The organism is Paraburkholderia sp. FW306-2-2C-D06C (assembly GCF_058781505.1).
The window spans coordinates 104,184-118,770 of sequence record NZ_JBYSWU010000019.1 but is presented as its reverse complement, the minus strand read 5'-3'; the positions used below and the strand labels follow the sequence as shown (position 1 = coordinate 118,770).

14 protein-coding genes are annotated in these 14,587 nt (G+C 60.1%); 6 read left to right on the top strand and 8 right to left on the bottom strand.

Annotated elements, in window-relative coordinates:
* Nucleotides 1–330 precede the first annotated feature (330 nt).
* On the top strand, nucleotides 331–771 hold the full coding sequence (locus AC3WLT_RS16835; protein WP_492592828.1) for a hypothetical protein: 441 nt from the start codon (nucleotides 331–333) through the stop codon (nucleotides 769–771).
* Nucleotides 772–948: 177 nt separating this feature from the next.
* Here AC3WLT_RS16835 and AC3WLT_RS16830 read toward each other — a convergent pair whose 3' ends face one another.
* The 6 genes from AC3WLT_RS16830 to AC3WLT_RS16805 form a co-directional block, all read right to left on the bottom strand.
* Nucleotides 949–1,488: a DUF3331 domain-containing protein gene (locus AC3WLT_RS16830; RefSeq protein ID WP_492592827.1), complete on the bottom strand. Its 540-nt coding sequence runs from the start codon at nucleotides 1,486–1,488 to the stop codon at nucleotides 949–951.
* Nucleotides 1,489–1,491: 3 nt separating this feature from the next.
* Nucleotides 1,492–1,878, bottom strand: a complete 387-nt coding sequence (locus AC3WLT_RS16825) for a BON domain-containing protein (protein ID WP_492592826.1) — start codon at nucleotides 1,876–1,878, stop codon at nucleotides 1,492–1,494.
* Between the two features lie 295 nt (nucleotides 1,879–2,173).
* A complete protein-coding gene (locus AC3WLT_RS16820) occupies nucleotides 2,174–3,616 on the bottom strand; it encodes an aldehyde dehydrogenase family protein (RefSeq protein WP_492592825.1) in 1,443 nt (480 codons plus the stop codon).
* Nucleotides 3,617–3,795: 179 nt separating this feature from the next.
* Nucleotides 3,796–4,530 carry an alpha/beta fold hydrolase gene (locus tag AC3WLT_RS16815; RefSeq protein WP_492592845.1) on the bottom strand — a complete coding sequence of 245 codons (735 nt, stop codon included), beginning with the start codon at nucleotides 4,528–4,530 and terminating at the stop codon, nucleotides 3,796–3,798.
* A 127-nt stretch (nucleotides 4,531–4,657) separates the two neighbouring features.
* Complete coding sequence (locus AC3WLT_RS16810) at nucleotides 4,658–4,948, bottom strand: muconolactone Delta-isomerase family protein (protein WP_097389185.1); 291 nt, start codon at nucleotides 4,946–4,948, stop codon at nucleotides 4,658–4,660.
* A gap of 119 nt (nucleotides 4,949–5,067) precedes the next feature.
* Nucleotides 5,068–5,886 carry an oxidoreductase gene (locus AC3WLT_RS16805; protein WP_492592824.1) on the bottom strand — a complete coding sequence of 273 codons (819 nt, stop codon included), beginning with the start codon at nucleotides 5,884–5,886 and terminating at the stop codon, nucleotides 5,068–5,070.
* A 100-nt stretch (nucleotides 5,887–5,986) separates the two neighbouring features.
* Between AC3WLT_RS16805 and AC3WLT_RS16800 the strand changes: the two genes are divergently transcribed.
* Both AC3WLT_RS16800 and AC3WLT_RS16795 read left to right on the top strand, forming a co-directional pair.
* Entirely contained in the window at nucleotides 5,987–6,889 is a 903-nt protein-coding gene (locus AC3WLT_RS16800; RefSeq protein WP_492592823.1) for a LysR family transcriptional regulator, read from the top strand.
* A gap of 113 nt (nucleotides 6,890–7,002) precedes the next feature.
* Nucleotides 7,003–7,794 (top strand): IclR family transcriptional regulator, encoded by a 792-nt coding sequence (locus tag AC3WLT_RS16795; protein ID WP_492592844.1) that lies wholly within the window; start codon nucleotides 7,003–7,005, stop codon nucleotides 7,792–7,794.
* Between the two features lie 18 nt (nucleotides 7,795–7,812).
* Here AC3WLT_RS16795 and AC3WLT_RS16790 read toward each other — a convergent pair whose 3' ends face one another.
* Complete coding sequence (locus tag AC3WLT_RS16790; protein WP_492592822.1) at nucleotides 7,813–9,147, bottom strand: MFS transporter; 1,335 nt, start codon at nucleotides 9,145–9,147, stop codon at nucleotides 7,813–7,815.
* A gap of 247 nt (nucleotides 9,148–9,394) precedes the next feature.
* Here AC3WLT_RS16790 and AC3WLT_RS16785 point away from each other — a divergent pair, with 247 nt between their 5' ends.
* Both AC3WLT_RS16785 and AC3WLT_RS16780 read left to right on the top strand, forming a co-directional pair.
* Nucleotides 9,395–10,177: an enoyl-CoA hydratase/isomerase family protein gene (locus AC3WLT_RS16785; RefSeq protein WP_492592843.1), complete on the top strand. Its 783-nt coding sequence runs from the start codon at nucleotides 9,395–9,397 to the stop codon at nucleotides 10,175–10,177.
* 17 nt (nucleotides 10,178–10,194) lie between these two features.
* Entirely contained in the window at nucleotides 10,195–12,306 is a 2,112-nt protein-coding gene (locus AC3WLT_RS16780) for an acetate--CoA ligase family protein (protein WP_492592821.1), read from the top strand.
* Between the two features lie 146 nt (nucleotides 12,307–12,452).
* Here AC3WLT_RS16780 and AC3WLT_RS16775 read toward each other — a convergent pair whose 3' ends face one another.
* Nucleotides 12,453–13,322 (bottom strand): LysR family transcriptional regulator, encoded by an 870-nt coding sequence (locus AC3WLT_RS16775; RefSeq protein WP_492592820.1) that lies wholly within the window; start codon nucleotides 13,320–13,322, stop codon nucleotides 12,453–12,455.
* Between the two features lie 100 nt (nucleotides 13,323–13,422).
* Between AC3WLT_RS16775 and AC3WLT_RS16770 the strand changes: the two genes are divergently transcribed.
* Complete coding sequence (locus AC3WLT_RS16770) at nucleotides 13,423–14,409, top strand: zinc-dependent alcohol dehydrogenase family protein (RefSeq protein WP_492592819.1); 987 nt, start codon at nucleotides 13,423–13,425, stop codon at nucleotides 14,407–14,409.
* The last annotated feature ends 178 nt before the right edge of the window (nucleotides 14,410–14,587 follow it).

The window sequence follows — 14,587 nt, the reverse complement described above, 5'->3', positions numbered from 1 at the left end:
GTTCAGCAGCCAATAGCGGCCACCCCAACGCCGATAAGCGAACGACCGCTGTGGCCGATCACTTGCCTTCCTATACTTACGTCGAATGTCACTTGTTGAGGGGCAAGCTGACGTTCAAATGCTCATAAGGAAGAGCCGGCGAATGTCCGTAGATGGCCGATTTCTGCCAGATCCCCGGCTACAGTTGATGTACTTAATTCGTGCACGGGAATCCATTGCACAGTAAGCGGCTTCATCGGTCTGTCGATCGAAGGCCCCGCCGGCATATCGTGGATTGACCGTCGACGCTTCGGGACGGATCTCCCCAAGCCAATTGAAGAAGTCGGTCAAGTGGATAACGATTCGCGCCGCGTCGTGCGGCGAACGGGGCAGCCAGCAAAGCCCGGTGGCGTCAAATCCGGTTTCGCGATTGAAGGTGCCTGTGTACAGGCGCTGCGCGAAATTCTGAAACAGACGATGGGGATCACGCTCGGTCGGATTGACCTGGAGGTATTCCAGAAAGAGACGAATGGATCGCGTTACCTTCCGCATCCATTCCAGACTCCGATCGTGGCTACGGTGCAGGAAGTAGTCGATCAGTGGCTCGAGAATCCCTGTCGGGGTAAGAAGCGCGGGGATCTCGGTGTAGAAGTTGGATGCATCCGTAAGACCCGCGCTTTGACGCTGACGAACATTTGGCTCAACGGCAGAAAAACCAACAATACTGCACCCGTATTAAGTCACCATGTTGACGGTCGCTATCGTGAACACGCGAAGGGCGGGCTCGGCTGAGAAAAACGCGGGCCGGGGGTCGATCGCGTCGCGCATCCACTGCTCTCTGCTCCTAAGTTCGACCAATTTCGGACTTTCGGCAACAGCGACGTGAGATCGACACCAAATCGCTCGCTCAAGCTCTCACCGGCGTCCATCAGGTTAATCACTTGCCGCTGACGGCACGGACTGGCTGTGTCATGCGCCCGCGATCACCAGGTCGGCGCGACGTCCGAGGGTCGCGGCCAAGATCATCTGACGCCGATTCCGCGGCAAACGTGTCGCACGCGCCCGGGGACGAAACACCCGGTCGCCGCGATTGATGACACGGCCCGTAAGTGCGCAGATGGCCGCAATGCGGGCAAGGCCGCTGCACCAGATCTGCTCCGTGTACCGGCCCGAACACGGGTCGCTCCACGAAACGCTGATCGCGATGGACGACAAGCGCTCCACGACCACGATGCTGGCGGGCGGTCCGACCGTGCGACAAAGATTGTCGGCCGCAGGTGAGCCCACGCCGACGTGGTGCTTCTTGTGTTTCAGGGAAAATTTCGGCGCGCATGCATCGAGTTGCTTGGCGGACGGATTGAGGACGTTCAGCAGCGCGCGCACCGCGATATCGTCTTCAAAAATACGGTCATCAATCCATCTCCAGTGGTCTGCGTGCACATAGTGCAAATACAGCGAGAGCCACATCAATGGCGCGACGGCCGAATTCGTCCGGCGCGCCGCGCCCATCGCTTAGTTTCCGCCTTGCTCGCGCAGACTCAACTTACTGCTAACCGACGTGACACCCTGCACCTGCTTCGCCGCATCGACGGCCAGACCATCCTGATCTTCGCTTACGATCTGACCGGCCAGCGTCACGTGCCCCGTCTTTGCATTACCGAAGACGGAGATTGTCGTCTGCTCGAGACCTCTGGTTTTGAAAATGGCTTTCTGAACGGTCTTGGAAAATGCACGGTTGGCCGCGCGAACCGACTTCTTCGTCGGGGCGGCTTGCATGCTAGTCGCTGCGGTACTGTTCGACGCGCCAGCCGTCGAGTCCGCCGCAAATGCCGGCGTGTACGCGAACGCCGCTACAGCGATCGCAAGGCCGCTGTTCATAACGAGTTGTGGAAGTTTCATAACTGATCCTTAAGTTGAGTTTGAGAAAAAATTCGTTTGAGTTGTGGATACATCGCTGTCACTCGAGGCGGATGAGCACGTACTGCGGTGGGGATCCTATTGCCTTGACCCAAACCACGGTACGGATTGAGCGGCATCACAGCTACCACCTCGAGCATGCCGGTTGCCGCCATCGAAAGCGTGTTCAGAGTGTGGTGTACTTGTTCTTCGGTGTCGGCTTCAATCAGTGTGCAGGTGCCACACTGATCGCCGCGATGCGAAAACTAGCGGTGACGTTCTTCGAAAATGGCCGTAGTCAGAAAGGAAACTGACGCTCGCCGTGTTGCACAGAGATCCAGTGCTCGGTCGTGAAGTCCTCGAACATGCCATTGGCGCCAAACCGGCCGAGACCTGAGTTCTTCTCGCCGCCAAACGGCATGTTTGCGAGATCCACCGCTGGAAGGTCGTTGACGTGGGTCATACCAGCCTCGACCTGATGTGCGAACCGCACGCCTCGATCGAGGTTGCGTGTCAACACGGCGCTCGACAAGCCGTATTCGGTATCGTTCGCCATACGCAGCGCATCCGATTCATCCTTTGCGCGCAAGATCGGTACGATAGGCCCAAAAATCTCGTCTCGCCCGAGACGCACGTTCTCCGTTACGTTGGTGAAGACATGTGGCGGAAGAACAAGCCCCTCAGGTTTGCCGCCAACGCGCTCCGTCGCGCCGTCGGCGCGCGCATTGGCGATCATCGTGTTCAGACCATCAAGCTGATGTTGGGTGATGATCGGGCCCACAGCCGTCTCGGCGAGGTTCGGATCGCCATATTTCAGACCCTTCACGCGCTCGACGAACGCCTCCACGAACCGATCGTAAAAGGCACCCTCGACGATCACCCGGTTGACGCTGACACACAGCTCGCCCTGGTGCAGAAAACGTCCGAAGGTGGCGATGTTCACGGCCTGCTCAAGATCGGCATCGTCGAGGATGACAAGCGGATTGTTGCCGCCCAATTCGAGCTGCGCCTTCTTGAGTGTTCTTCCGGTGGCAGCCAATCCGGCAATGCGTCGTCCGACCGGCGTTGAGCCGGTGAACGAGATCACCCGGGATGCGGGATGCAGGACGAATGGGTCGCCGATCAGATGATTGTCACCGCTGACGACATTCAGGACACCCCGGGGGAGACCAGCCTCCTGGAAGATCTTCCCAAGAAGCAGCCCGCCGGTGACGACGGTCTCGGAGGCCGGCTTCAAGACGACGGCATTTCCGAGAGCCAGCGCGGGCGCCAAGGCGCGGCTGCTCAAATGCATCGGCCAGTTCCAGGGGCTGATGACAGAGACGACGCCCACCGGGATGCGGTAGATCCGGTGCTCCTTGCCCGGAATATCGCCGGGCATGATGCGACCCCACTCGCGGGTTGGCAGGGTCGACGCCTCGAGAATGATAGCGCGAACCGCCGACCATTCGAGCTCTGCCTTGATGCGAACGCTGCCGGATTCCCGGATCAGCCAGTCGACGATCTCGACGTGACGAACGTCCATGATCGCGGCAGCTGTGCGCAGAACCTCAGCCCTCTCTCCCGGCAAGGTGTTGGCCCAGTCGCGCTGAGCCCGCTTGGCGCTCGCATAGGCAGCGTCAATATCCGCGACATTCGCCTGCGGTACTTCGACGAGCGTCCGGCCGGTGTAGGGATCGAAATCCTTGAAGATCGTTCCTGCAGCGCCAGCGCCCGTCGATAAGGAGTTCGCCAAAGACATAAGGAGGGGGCGCGGAGGGAACAGAAGTGGTCATGAGCATGATCCTTTGTAGGTTGTGGAAACCCAGGCCGACAGCCTCATCGACAGCTTGGGGCCGCGTTTCCGTTGATGAAGGATCGTCTAGACATGGGCAATGTGGCGCGTTTTCCCTTAGGTGGACCGCGCCCGCCTGTACGTTGCTACTTCACGGGTTGTCCCGCAGCGGCGAGGATGAGTTCCGCAATTTCCTGCGGATGGGAGATCAGCGAGAGATGACCGGCCTTCACTTCGATTGTCCTGGCGCCCATACGCTTAGCCATGAAGCGTTCGAGATCGGGGTTGATCGTTCGATCTTCCGTCGAGACGGCATAAAAGCTCGGCTTCGACCGCCAGGCCGCCCGTGTGGTCTTACCCGTGAGCAGTTTCCTGTTGAACGGCTCCTGGACCGCATAGAGCACCATTGCCTTCGCTTCCGGCAGGTCGCCCGCGAAATCACGCAGGAACGCAGCTTCCGATAGGCGTCCTTCGTCGCCGTCGAAGACGATTCCCGCCGAGGCGGGTGGCGTCGGAAACATCCTGGCCAGCGCCGTATAGTCTTCGCCCGCGTCGGGTGCTCGCGCCGCCAGATACACGAGAGCAGAGACGTTCGGATGCATGCCGGCCTCGGTGACGATCATCCCTGAGAAGGAATGACCGACCAGAACCGTGGGGCCGTCCTGCCGGGCGAGCACCCGCTTTGCCGCAGCGACCGCTTCAGGTAGCGTCGTCAAAGGGTTCTGCACGGCTGTGGCATTGAGGCCCGCGGCCTGCAATCGTGCGATCACCTCTGACCAGCATGACCCGTCGGCGAACAGCCCATGTACCAGGACCACGTTTTTGGCGATGGACACGCTCGCCGATCGGGCCGTGGCCGGGAGGAGATTTGCCGCCGCCATCGCGGCAACTGCGATGGTAAAGGTGCGTCTGTCGATCTGAGGCATGAGCCCGTCCTTCCTTCGATCTTTGATCTTCGATGTCTTCGGGAGCGAGCGGGATCATCGCGTTCAGGTGCCCGAAGATGCGCTATTCAGTCGCGAAGCCACGGTAGGGCGCCAGTGGCACAATGCAGACCGCCTCTTGCATGCCCAAACCAAACAACGGCAGCCTGTTCAGGGCAGACTTTGCGCCGTCTTCGGATTCGACTTCGAGCAGGAGGCATGCACCCCCCACGTCGCCACGGTGCCAAATGTGGCGCACGATGCCCTCGCCATAGAGCTTGCGAACGGCGGCGGTTTCGGCTGCGAGTCTCTCGGGGGTGTATTCGGAGTCCGGAAATTTTTCGCTACGTCGGCGGGTTATGACGATGTATTGCATTTGATTGCTCCTGGTGTGTTGCCTCGAAGGGGAGCACAGCGGAGCGTTGCAGGAGCGGGATTGCGCCTGCAATGATGACTACGCGTGTCAGCTCTCAAGAGGTAGAAGGCATGAAAGCCTCAGGGTTCGAACGAGGTTGCGGTGGCCCGCTCGCGCCACGCCGCCATGTCGGATTGGACTTTCGCGATCTTTTCATCAATCCTGGCAAAGGCATCGGCGCCCAGCGGCAGCCGCAATGGCGGGACCTCGGATTCGGCCGCCGCGATGATCACCTGCACAGCCTTCGCCGGATCGCCAGGCTGGCTACCATCGCGGCTTCCGACGTTCGCGCGTGTCACACCGGCGGTCGACGCGTAGTCCTCGATCACGCGCTCGGCTTTGGACATGGATTGCGACGACAGGAATTCGGTGCGGAAGTAGCCGGGCTCGACGATCATCACGCGAATGCCGAAAGGTTTGACCTCCAGGGCAAGCGCTTCAGACATGCCTTCGACGGCAAATTTGGTCGCGTTGTAGATCCCGAACCCGGCCGAACCCGCCATGCCGCCAACCGACGAGAAGTTGATGATCAGGCCGGAACGCTGTTCTCTGAGTGAGGGCAGAACCGCTTGTATGACGTTCAGTGTTCCAAACACATTCGTTGCGAACACATGTCGCGCTTCATCCGGTGACACCTCTTCGACCGCGCCGACCATGCCGAAGCCGGCATTGTTGACTGCCACATCGATTGGCCCGACGGTCTCGATGATATCCAGGACGGCTGCACGCGCATCCTCAGGGTTCGTCACGTCGAGCTTGAATACAGTCAGATTTTCGTGACGAAGATCGCTGAGGCCGTTGCGTGTTGTACCAGCGACATGGTGTCCATTCTTCAGAAGTGCTTCCGACAATTGTTTTCCGAAGCCCCGGGAAATTCCAGTTACCAACCAATTCGACACGATTTAGCTCCTCTGCGTTGTTCATCTCGTGCAAAAAGGATACGATCGGCCACGCTCACCGTCCAATTGACTATCATCGGCTCTGTGATTAGAAAACCTTATGAGCCCGATCGGCGTTAAGCATCTGCGTTATTTTGTCGGCGTCGCCGACGAATTGCACTTCGGACGCGCGGCAGCAAAGCTCGCGGTGACGCAGCCGGCCTTGAGCCAGCAGATCGCGGCGCTGGAAGCGATTCTGGGTGTGCAGCTTCTGGTCCGCGATCGCAGAGGCGTCATACTGACGGCCGCAGGTGAGGTCTTTCAGGCGCAGGCCATCGAGATCCTGGCCCAGATGGACACGATGGTGGAGGTCACGCGTCGCACCGCGTTTCAAAATGAACAGCGAATCGCGATCGCTATGGTCGAATACACCGATCTGCCCTTTATCGTGCCGGCGTTGACGGAACTGCAGAAGCTCTATCCCAACGTCAAGATCAACCGCAAGGAGATGGTGTCGACGCAGCAAATCAAGGCGTTGATCACCCACCAGATAGACATTGGCATTGGTGTGCTGTTGGCGAATGAAGATCAGACGGCGAACGTTTCGACCCGGTTTGTCCTCGACGGGCGATGGCTATTGGCCGCGCCGCGCATTCACCCGCTAGCTCAAGTCAAGGTTATTCATCTGACAGATCTCCTGGACGAAAACCTGATCATCTTTTCCCGCAATGTCAACGAGCCGCTCTACGATGCTGTTCTGGCGAGCTTCCAACGAGCCAAGGTTGAGCCAAACTTCGTCTACGAGACAACACAAGCGCAGATCGGTCTGCGCATCGTCAAGGATAGTGGCGGACTCATGCTCGGCGCCGATTACGTGTTGAGAGAGAGGCACGATGACATCGTCTATATTCCGATCGAAGGACTCCCGAATTTGGACGTGCATATCTTTTGGCGGGAGCAGGAAAGCTCCGGTCTCGTCCTGGACTTTGTGGAGTTCCTCGCTGAGGCGGCACTACGTGGCTGAAGGCACACGGCATTTTTCCGCTGTGCTGGGATCCAGAAACCGCGTCGGGTAAGTATCTATCGACTATCTTCGCAACGGCCGTGGGGTCAACACCGTTGTACCGTTTTCTGTCTATGGCGAACCACAAGAATCAACATCCGGAATCGAACGCTACCCCATCGAATAGATCGCTCGAGCGCGGGCTTGAACTGCTGCGCGCGTTCGGTCCCGGTGCGACGCTTCTCGGCAACGGGGAACTCGCGGAACGCACCGGCCTGCCGAAGGCGACGGTGAGCCGCCTGACGCGAACGCTCGTGGAGGCGGGCTATCTCGAGCACGATATGGTACGCAGGGCGTACAGACTGGGCCTACCCGTGCTCAGTCTGGCGCAGGCGTTGCGCAGTGGATCCACAGTACTCAATGCTGCAGGACCGCTAATCCGCGATATTGCCCAGGCAAAGCGCATCAATGTCGGAATCGCGGGCGCCGACCGGGAAGAGATGGTCTACCTTGAGTCCATTCGTTATAACCAGCGAGCCTCATTACGCACGATCGTCTCTGGACAACGCGTGCCGATGGAACTGACTTCGCTCGGGCGCGCGTATCTCGCAGCGCTGCCGCTGACGGAATTCACCGCCCTGATGGACGCGTTCAAGCGGCGCAAACGGAGCGGCTGGGAGCGTCTCGCGCGGGAAATCACTGAGGCTGTAGACGATGTGCGCCGAAGCGGCTTCTGCGTTGCAAGCTGGCAGCCGGAAGTGATCGCACTCGCGACGCCCCTCGCCATTCCCGGACATCGTTTGCTGGTCCTCAACTTTAGCGTCCGCACGGCGGCGTCAAACGACAGCGTTGTAAGCGAACTCGCGGCGCCCCTGCTGCGTCTGCGCGACGAGATTACAGCCGCATGCGCCCGCCTGGAAGGCTGAAGACTGCAAGCCTCTCTTTCATTCCCGGCGTTCACTGATCGCGCGCGCTGGAATACCCAGCACCACTGCAAGACCGCCGAGAATGGAGACGAACGCAACCGCATAGAGCCCCACGGCGCTGCTGCCGAAGTGCGTCGATGCATAGCCGATGACCGAAGGTGCCGAAATCCCGCCAAACTGGCCGAGGCTGCTAATGAGGCCGATCCCGCTTGCTGCGGCGGTGCTCGACAGGTACGCGGGTGGGATCGTCCAGAACAGCGACAGCATGCCCAGATAACCAGCCGTCGCGATGCAAAGCAGTGCTACCAGAATGCCTGCGTGATTCGCCGCCGCCGGCAAAAGCGCGACGCCCAGCGCGGCCATCAATGCGCTTGCCATGAAATGCCACCGCCTCTCCAACATACGATCCGAGTTCCGGCCGAGCAGATACATCGCGACTGCCCCGGCCACATACGGAATCGCGGAAAGAAGCCCAATGTGCCAGTAGTTCGATACGCCGCTTTTCTGGATCACGCTCGGTGCCCAGATGTGCACGACGATGCTCGCCCACGGCACGCTGAAATAGGCGAACGTCAGGAAATAGAACTTTGGCTCCTTCAATGCGACCCAGATCGAACCATGAGCGCGTGCGGCCTTCGTTTGCGCGTCCCGGTTAAGCTCCGCAAGCAGGAGGGCCTTCTCGTCGTCCGAGAGCCAGGTCGCCTGCTCGGGGCGGTCCGTCAGATAGACATAGGCAAAGACACCGGCGATCACTGACGGAAATCCTTCGAGAAGGAACAGCCATTGCCAGCCGTTGTAGCCAAGTAAGCCCGACATGCTATTGAGAATCCATCCCGACACGGGCCCACTGATAATGCCGGATACGCAGATCGCCGTCATGAAGATTGACGTGACTCGGGCCCGCCGCGCGGCCGGAAACCAGTAGGTGAAGTAGAGAATCACGCCCGGGAAAAATCCTGCTTCCGCTGCGCCCAGCAATACGCGCGCGATGTAGAACTGCGTCGGCGTCTGCACGAATGCGGTGCCCGCCGAAACGATGCCCCATAGCGCCATGATCCGCATGAGCGTTTTTCTCACGCCGACTCGCGCGAGCCACAGGTTGCTCGGCACCTCGAAGAGCATGTAGCCCACGTAGAAGAGTCCTACACCCAGACCGAATGCGGCGTCGGAAAGACCAATGTCACGCGAGAACTGCAGGTGCGCAAAACCGATATTGGCGCGATCCAGATACGCGAAGACGTAACAAATAAAGAGGAACGGCAGCAGCCGCCAGGTGACTTTCCGGTAGACAGCCTCTGTCTGCGGTTGCGCGACGGCGCTTACGTCGATCGGATTGGAACGGGCTGCGTGCATCATGTCTCCGGGCTTGTATGGACCGCAGGATCGTCATGACAAGTGTCCTGCGTTGGAATCCATTATCGGTGCCGAACGCTCGATGACAATCAGCCAATTCCATACAGTGGAATTGCTCAACCCTTGGGATAAAACACGCTCCGTTCCACAGAATGGAATTGATGGGGTGTCGCGGGTGGGCGGTGGGGCTAAGCTGCATTGGCAGATTGACCAGTCAGTCGACTCCAATTCAACCATCGAGACACGCATGAGCACATCCACCATTCAAGTCACTATCGACTCACAGGTCGCCACGATCGCGCTGAATCGTCCTGAAAAGCGTAACGCCATCACCAACGAAATGCGCGCCGAACTGATCGCAGCGCTGGAGACCGTGTCGCGCGACCGTGACGTACACGCCTTGGTGTTGACTGGTAACGGCAAGGGATTTTGCGCTGGCGGTGATGTAAGCGGTATGGCGCAACGTATGGAAGCGCCCGCCGGCGAGGTTGCGTTCAATGGCTGGTCCCGTCAGCAACTCGTGCACTACACAGTCGATCTGCTTTACTCGATGCCCAAACCTACCATCGCCGCAGTCAACGGCGCGGCGGCTGGCCTAGGTGCTGATATGGCGCTCTCCTGCGACTTTGTCCTCGCGTCGCACGATGCGAGCTTCACGTGGAGCTATATCAAACGCGGGCTGATTCCCGACGGCGGTGGCATGTACTTTTTGCCGCGACGGGTCGGCCTCGCGCGGGCGAAGGAACTGATTTTCAGCGGGCGCAAGGTGGATGCGAAGGAAGCGTTGGAAATCGGCATCGCGGATCGCCTGAGCGAGCCGGATTTGCTCATCGCCAACGCCCACGCCTGGGCCGCCGAATTGAGCCAGGGTTCGGCCACAGCGCTCGCGCTGGGCAAGAGCATTCTCAACCAGAGCTACGAATTGTCCGCGCATCAGGTGTTTGCACAAGGCAGCCAGGCGCAGGCCGTCTGCTACACAAGCCGTGAACATCGCGACTCGGTGCTCGCATTTCTGAACAAAACCATGTGAGCACGAAGGACATCGACATGAACGCAATTTCAAAATTGATGCGTCCGGCGAGCGTAGCGGTAATCGGCGCATCGGCGGACGCAGCCAAGACTTCCGGCCGCCCAGTGGCTTACCTCAGGAAGCACGGCTTCGACGGCCACATCTACCCTGTTAACCCGCGTTACGACTCGATCGATGGCCTGCCCTGCTATCCCGATGTAGCGTCCTTACCGCACGCGCCCGATGTCGGTATCGTGCTGCTCGGGGCCGAGCGCGCCCACGTTGCGGTGCGGGATTTGGCGAGCCGCGGAACGAGCGCTGCAATCGTGCTGGCGAGTGGCTATGCAGAGATAGGCGAGGAAGGTGCCAGACGTCAGGCGCAATTGATCGAGGCAGCAGGGTCCATGCGCCTGCTCGGCCCGAATACGATCGGGCTCGTCAACCTGAGCGACCGCATCACGCTGTCGGCAAGCGGAGCACTGGAGACTGACACCTTCACGGTCGGTGGGATCGGCGTGGTATCACAAAGCGGGGGGATTCTTGGCTCGCTGTTGTCGCGGGCGGCAGCACGCGGTATTGGCCTGTCAAAGCTGGTGTCGACGAGCAATGAAGCAGACCTCGACATGGCAGATTTCGTCGATTATCTGGTGGACGATGATTCGACTTCCGTTATCGCGCTCTACATGGAAGGGCTGCGTCATCCGGAACGATTCCGGCGCGCGGCTTTACGGGCGGCGGCAGCAGGCAAGCCGGTCGTGGTGTTCAAGATCGGGCGTTCCGAATCAGGCGCGCGCTCGGCGGTCTCGCATACGGGTGCGCTGGCCGGTTCAGACCGCATGTACGACGCGCTTTTTAGCCAGGTCGGCGTGATTCGCGCCCAGACCTTCTCCGACCTGCTCGATATACCTCATGCGCTCGCTACGCGCCGCAAGCTCTCTGGGCGACGGGTGGCGATTCTGACCTCGACTGGCGGTGCGGGCACGCTCGTCACCGATGGCCTCGGCATGGCGGACTTTGAGACCCCGCCTCCTGATGAAGCAACTGCTGCAAAGCTGCGCGCGCTCCAGACCGGCGATCATGCAGTACTCGACCGCAATCCGATCGACGTGACGCTCGCGGGTCTACAGCCGGCTCTCCTGCGCGGTGCGATCGGCACGCTACTCGACAGTCCGACTTACGACGCAGTCGTGGTTATCGTTGGATCGTCGGGCCTCGCGATGCCCGACCTGATGGCTGGCGCAATCCGCGATTCGCTGCCCGGGAGTGACAAACCCGTGATGGCATTTGTGAGTCCTCACGCGCCGGAGATCACGCGTTTGCTTAACGAGCAGGGAGTGCCAGCCTTCCCTTCGCCCGAAAGCGTGACGAGCGCACTTGCAGCGATGTGGCAGCACGGCGAGTACATGCAACGCCCCGTGAGTGTTGCCGAACAACACGCTGAAGCAGAAGTCAACGTGAGCGATCTGCCCGCCGGATCACTAAACGAAGCGCAGGCGAAAGAGCTTTTTGCCCGCTTCGATGTGACAGCGGTACGCGAGCTTGTCGTCGGGAACGCGAACGAAGCCGAGAGCGCCGCTCGCGAGCTGGGTGACAAGGTCGTGCTCAAACTGCTGTCGAACACGATCACCCACAAGAGCGATGTCGGCGGCGTAGCGGTTGGGGTCACGGCTGACAGCATCGGGGCGCGCCTGAACCGCATGCGGGACGACGTTGAAACCGCGACCGGCGTATCCGCGAATGCGTTTCTCGTTCAGGAAATGGTGACGGGGGGGACGGAACTGATTCTCGGCCTTCATCGAGACCCGTTGGGCACAGCATTGCTGCTCGGCATGGGCGGCGTCACAGCGGAATTGTTCAAGGACACGACAATGCGACTCATTTCCATCGAAGTGCCGCTGTCGCGCGACGACGCGCTCGAGATGATTCACGAACTGAAAACGTGGCCGCTCCTCGACGGGTACCGTGGACGGCCACGCGCGGATATTGATGCCCTCGTGACCGCAATCGTTGCCTTTGCGCGAATGGCCGTGCGGCTTGGCGGGCGTATTGTCGAAGCAGAAATCAATCCGATCTTCGTGCTGCCGGCTGGACAAGGCGTGCGGGCAGTTGACGGCGTTGCTGTACTCGCATCGGAGCCTCACGATGAATGACGAGGCTCTGGTCGCACGCTTATCTGGATCTTGATGACATCGCTGGAGCCACACAACGGCCGCGCGATGTCGTCGGGTTGCGTTTCTTCAAAGCGGGCTGCCTCGGGCGCAAGACGGGCGGGGGTTACTGTCAATACGACGCTGGTTCAAACGCTCGCTAACGCCTCGATCGTCGCATCCAGAAGTGCACGTAGTCGCGCGACGCGACGCAGATCGCGGTGATAGCCAAGCCAGACATCGCGCCCAGGCGGCGCTTCGCCCAGATCGATCCGCCGAAGTCCAGGCGTCGCATCGCCAAGCGGGCACGGCAGCACGGCGAAGCCACTTCCTTCGACACACATGCGCGCCTGCACGCCACGATTGTTGCTGCCGAACACAATCTTCGCCTTGGGCAGCATGCGCTTGACCCACTCGACGTCGGGCAGCGAGCCGAACGCGCTGTCCATGCTGATCAGCTTATGACCGTCACCCTCCCCGCATGAAGGCGAGATCAGATCGACATGCCCGTACAGCGCATATTCGATGTGCATGAGCTTGCGCTGGATGACGTCGGGTTCGTCAAAGGGCGTGATGCGGAACACCAGATCCGCTTCGCGCCGAGCGAGGTTGTAGAGGCGCGAATCCGTGACAAGCTCCAGCGAGATACCCGGGTGCTTCGCCAGAAAGCGCGCGAACACCGGCGTGAGTATGTGCATGCCGAACCAGTCCGACGACGAGACCCGCAGCAGCCCGGTTAGCTGCGTTTCCTTGCCGGTTAACGCGCGCGTGAAGCCAAGCGCTTCCTCCTCCATTCTCTCGGCATAGGACAGCACAACCGCGCCGTCGTCTGTCAGGACGAAGCCATCGCTGGTGCGCTGAAACAGCGTGTGTCCGAGCGCTTCCTCGAGCGCGCGCAACCGGCGGCCCATGGTCGGCTGGGTCTGTCCAACGCGCTTTGCAGCCGCCCCCAGCGTGCCGCAGCGGGCAATCGCCAGAAAGATCCGAACATCGCTCCAGTCGAACGCCATCTCATTCATTTCTGTTTGACATCCGTGCAATAACGTTGATTTACATGCCTTTTGGCATGGCTCATTCTGCACGTATCGACTTGTTTGTTCCATCGGAAAGGAAATGATCATGACCATGCAGGCGCTCGTCCTCAATCGCTACAACGGCCCGCTCGAATTGACGGAAATCTCAATGCCACAACCCGCGCACGGCCAGGTGCGGGTGCGCATTGCCGCGAGCGGCCTCAATCCGCTCGACACCAAGATACGCGCCGGAAGCGCAGCGCATGCCAAACATCCGCTGCCGCTGCTGTTAGGCATTGATATGGCCGGCGTAGTTGACGCCATTGGCCCCGGCGTCACCGCGTTCAAGGTCGGCGACGAGGTGTACGGGATGACGGGCGGCGTTGGCGGCATTCAGGGCTCGCTGGCCCAGTATGCAGCAGTCGATGCCGACCTCCTCGCGATCAAACCGGCCAATCTTTCGATGCGCGAAGCCGCGGCACTGCCCCTCGCGTTTATCACGTCGTATTCCGGCATTGTCGACCGGGCGCGTTTGCAAGCGGGGCAAACCGTGCTGGTACAAGGAGGAGCAGGCGGTGTCGGGCATATCTCGGTGCAACTGGCGCGCGCACTCGGTGCACAGGTCTTCACGACAGCGAGTTCACGGGACCACGATCTCGTTGCGCGTCTAGGCGCTACGCCGATCGATTACCGGGCGCAGTCTGTCGAGCAATACGTCGAATCATTGACGCAGGGCGCAGGCTTTGACCTGGTGGTAGACACCGTTGGTGGCCCAACGCTCGATGCTTCGTTCGCCGCAGTCAAGCATTTTGGTCACGTGGTCAGCGCGTTGGGTTGGGGTACACATTCGCTGGCTCCGCTGTCGTTTCGCGAAGCGACGTACTCAGGGGTGTTCACCCTTTATCCGCTCCTGACGGGCCTGCATCGCGCGCACCACGGAGAGATGCTGCGCGAAGCCACACGACTGACGGAAGCCGGCAAGCTCACGCCGAATCTCGATCCTCGCCGGTTCGATCTAGGGTCCGCGGAACTAGCCTTTGACGCTATAACGGACGCCACTGCACGCGGGAAAATCGTGGTGGACGTCGCATAAGGTGCGCTGAGTTGACGTGGAAACTGGCTGAGGTTTCGATTTTTGCAGCAGCAAAGGGCAGCTATCAGCCGATGCCCCGCCGTTTGGCCGACTGTTGCCTACCCAGCTTCTATTGCCAGCCCGTGATTCAAAGAAACCAGCACCCGCTTGAAGCACGAACGCCGACCGCTGCCCCACC

Bases quoted from the DNA above. Each gene is read 5' to 3' on its own strand.
- AC3WLT_RS16820 (WP_492592825.1), bottom strand. From the start codon at position 3,616: ATGTCTTTGGCGAACTCCTTATCGACGGGCGCTGGCGCTGCAGGAACG.
- AC3WLT_RS16810 (WP_097389185.1), bottom strand. From the start codon at position 4,948: ATGCAATACATCGTCATAACCCGCCGACGTAGCGAAAAATTTCCGGAC.
- AC3WLT_RS16770 (WP_492592819.1), top strand. From the start codon at position 13,423: ATGACCATGCAGGCGCTCGTCCTCAATCGCTACAACGGCCCGCTCGAA.
- AC3WLT_RS16815 (WP_492592845.1), bottom strand. From the start codon at position 4,530: ATGGCGGCGGCAAATCTCCTCCCGGCCACGGCCCGATCGGCGAGCGTG.
- AC3WLT_RS16830 (WP_492592827.1), bottom strand. From the start codon at position 1,488: ATGGGCGCGGCGCGCCGGACGAATTCGGCCGTCGCGCCATTGATGTGG.
- AC3WLT_RS16775 (WP_492592820.1), bottom strand. From the start codon at position 13,322: ATGAATGAGATGGCGTTCGACTGGAGCGATGTTCGGATCTTTCTGGCG.
- AC3WLT_RS16825 (WP_492592826.1), bottom strand. From the start codon at position 1,878: ATGAAACTTCCACAACTCGTTATGAACAGCGGCCTTGCGATCGCTGTA.
- AC3WLT_RS16780 (WP_492592821.1), top strand. From the start codon at position 10,195: ATGAACGCAATTTCAAAATTGATGCGTCCGGCGAGCGTAGCGGTAATC.
- AC3WLT_RS16795 (WP_492592844.1), top strand. From the start codon at position 7,003: ATGGCGAACCACAAGAATCAACATCCGGAATCGAACGCTACCCCATCG.
- AC3WLT_RS16800 (WP_492592823.1), top strand. From the start codon at position 5,987: ATGAGCCCGATCGGCGTTAAGCATCTGCGTTATTTTGTCGGCGTCGCC.
- AC3WLT_RS16790 (WP_492592822.1), bottom strand. From the start codon at position 9,147: ATGCACGCAGCCCGTTCCAATCCGATCGACGTAAGCGCCGTCGCGCAA.
- AC3WLT_RS16785 (WP_492592843.1), top strand. From the start codon at position 9,395: ATGAGCACATCCACCATTCAAGTCACTATCGACTCACAGGTCGCCACG.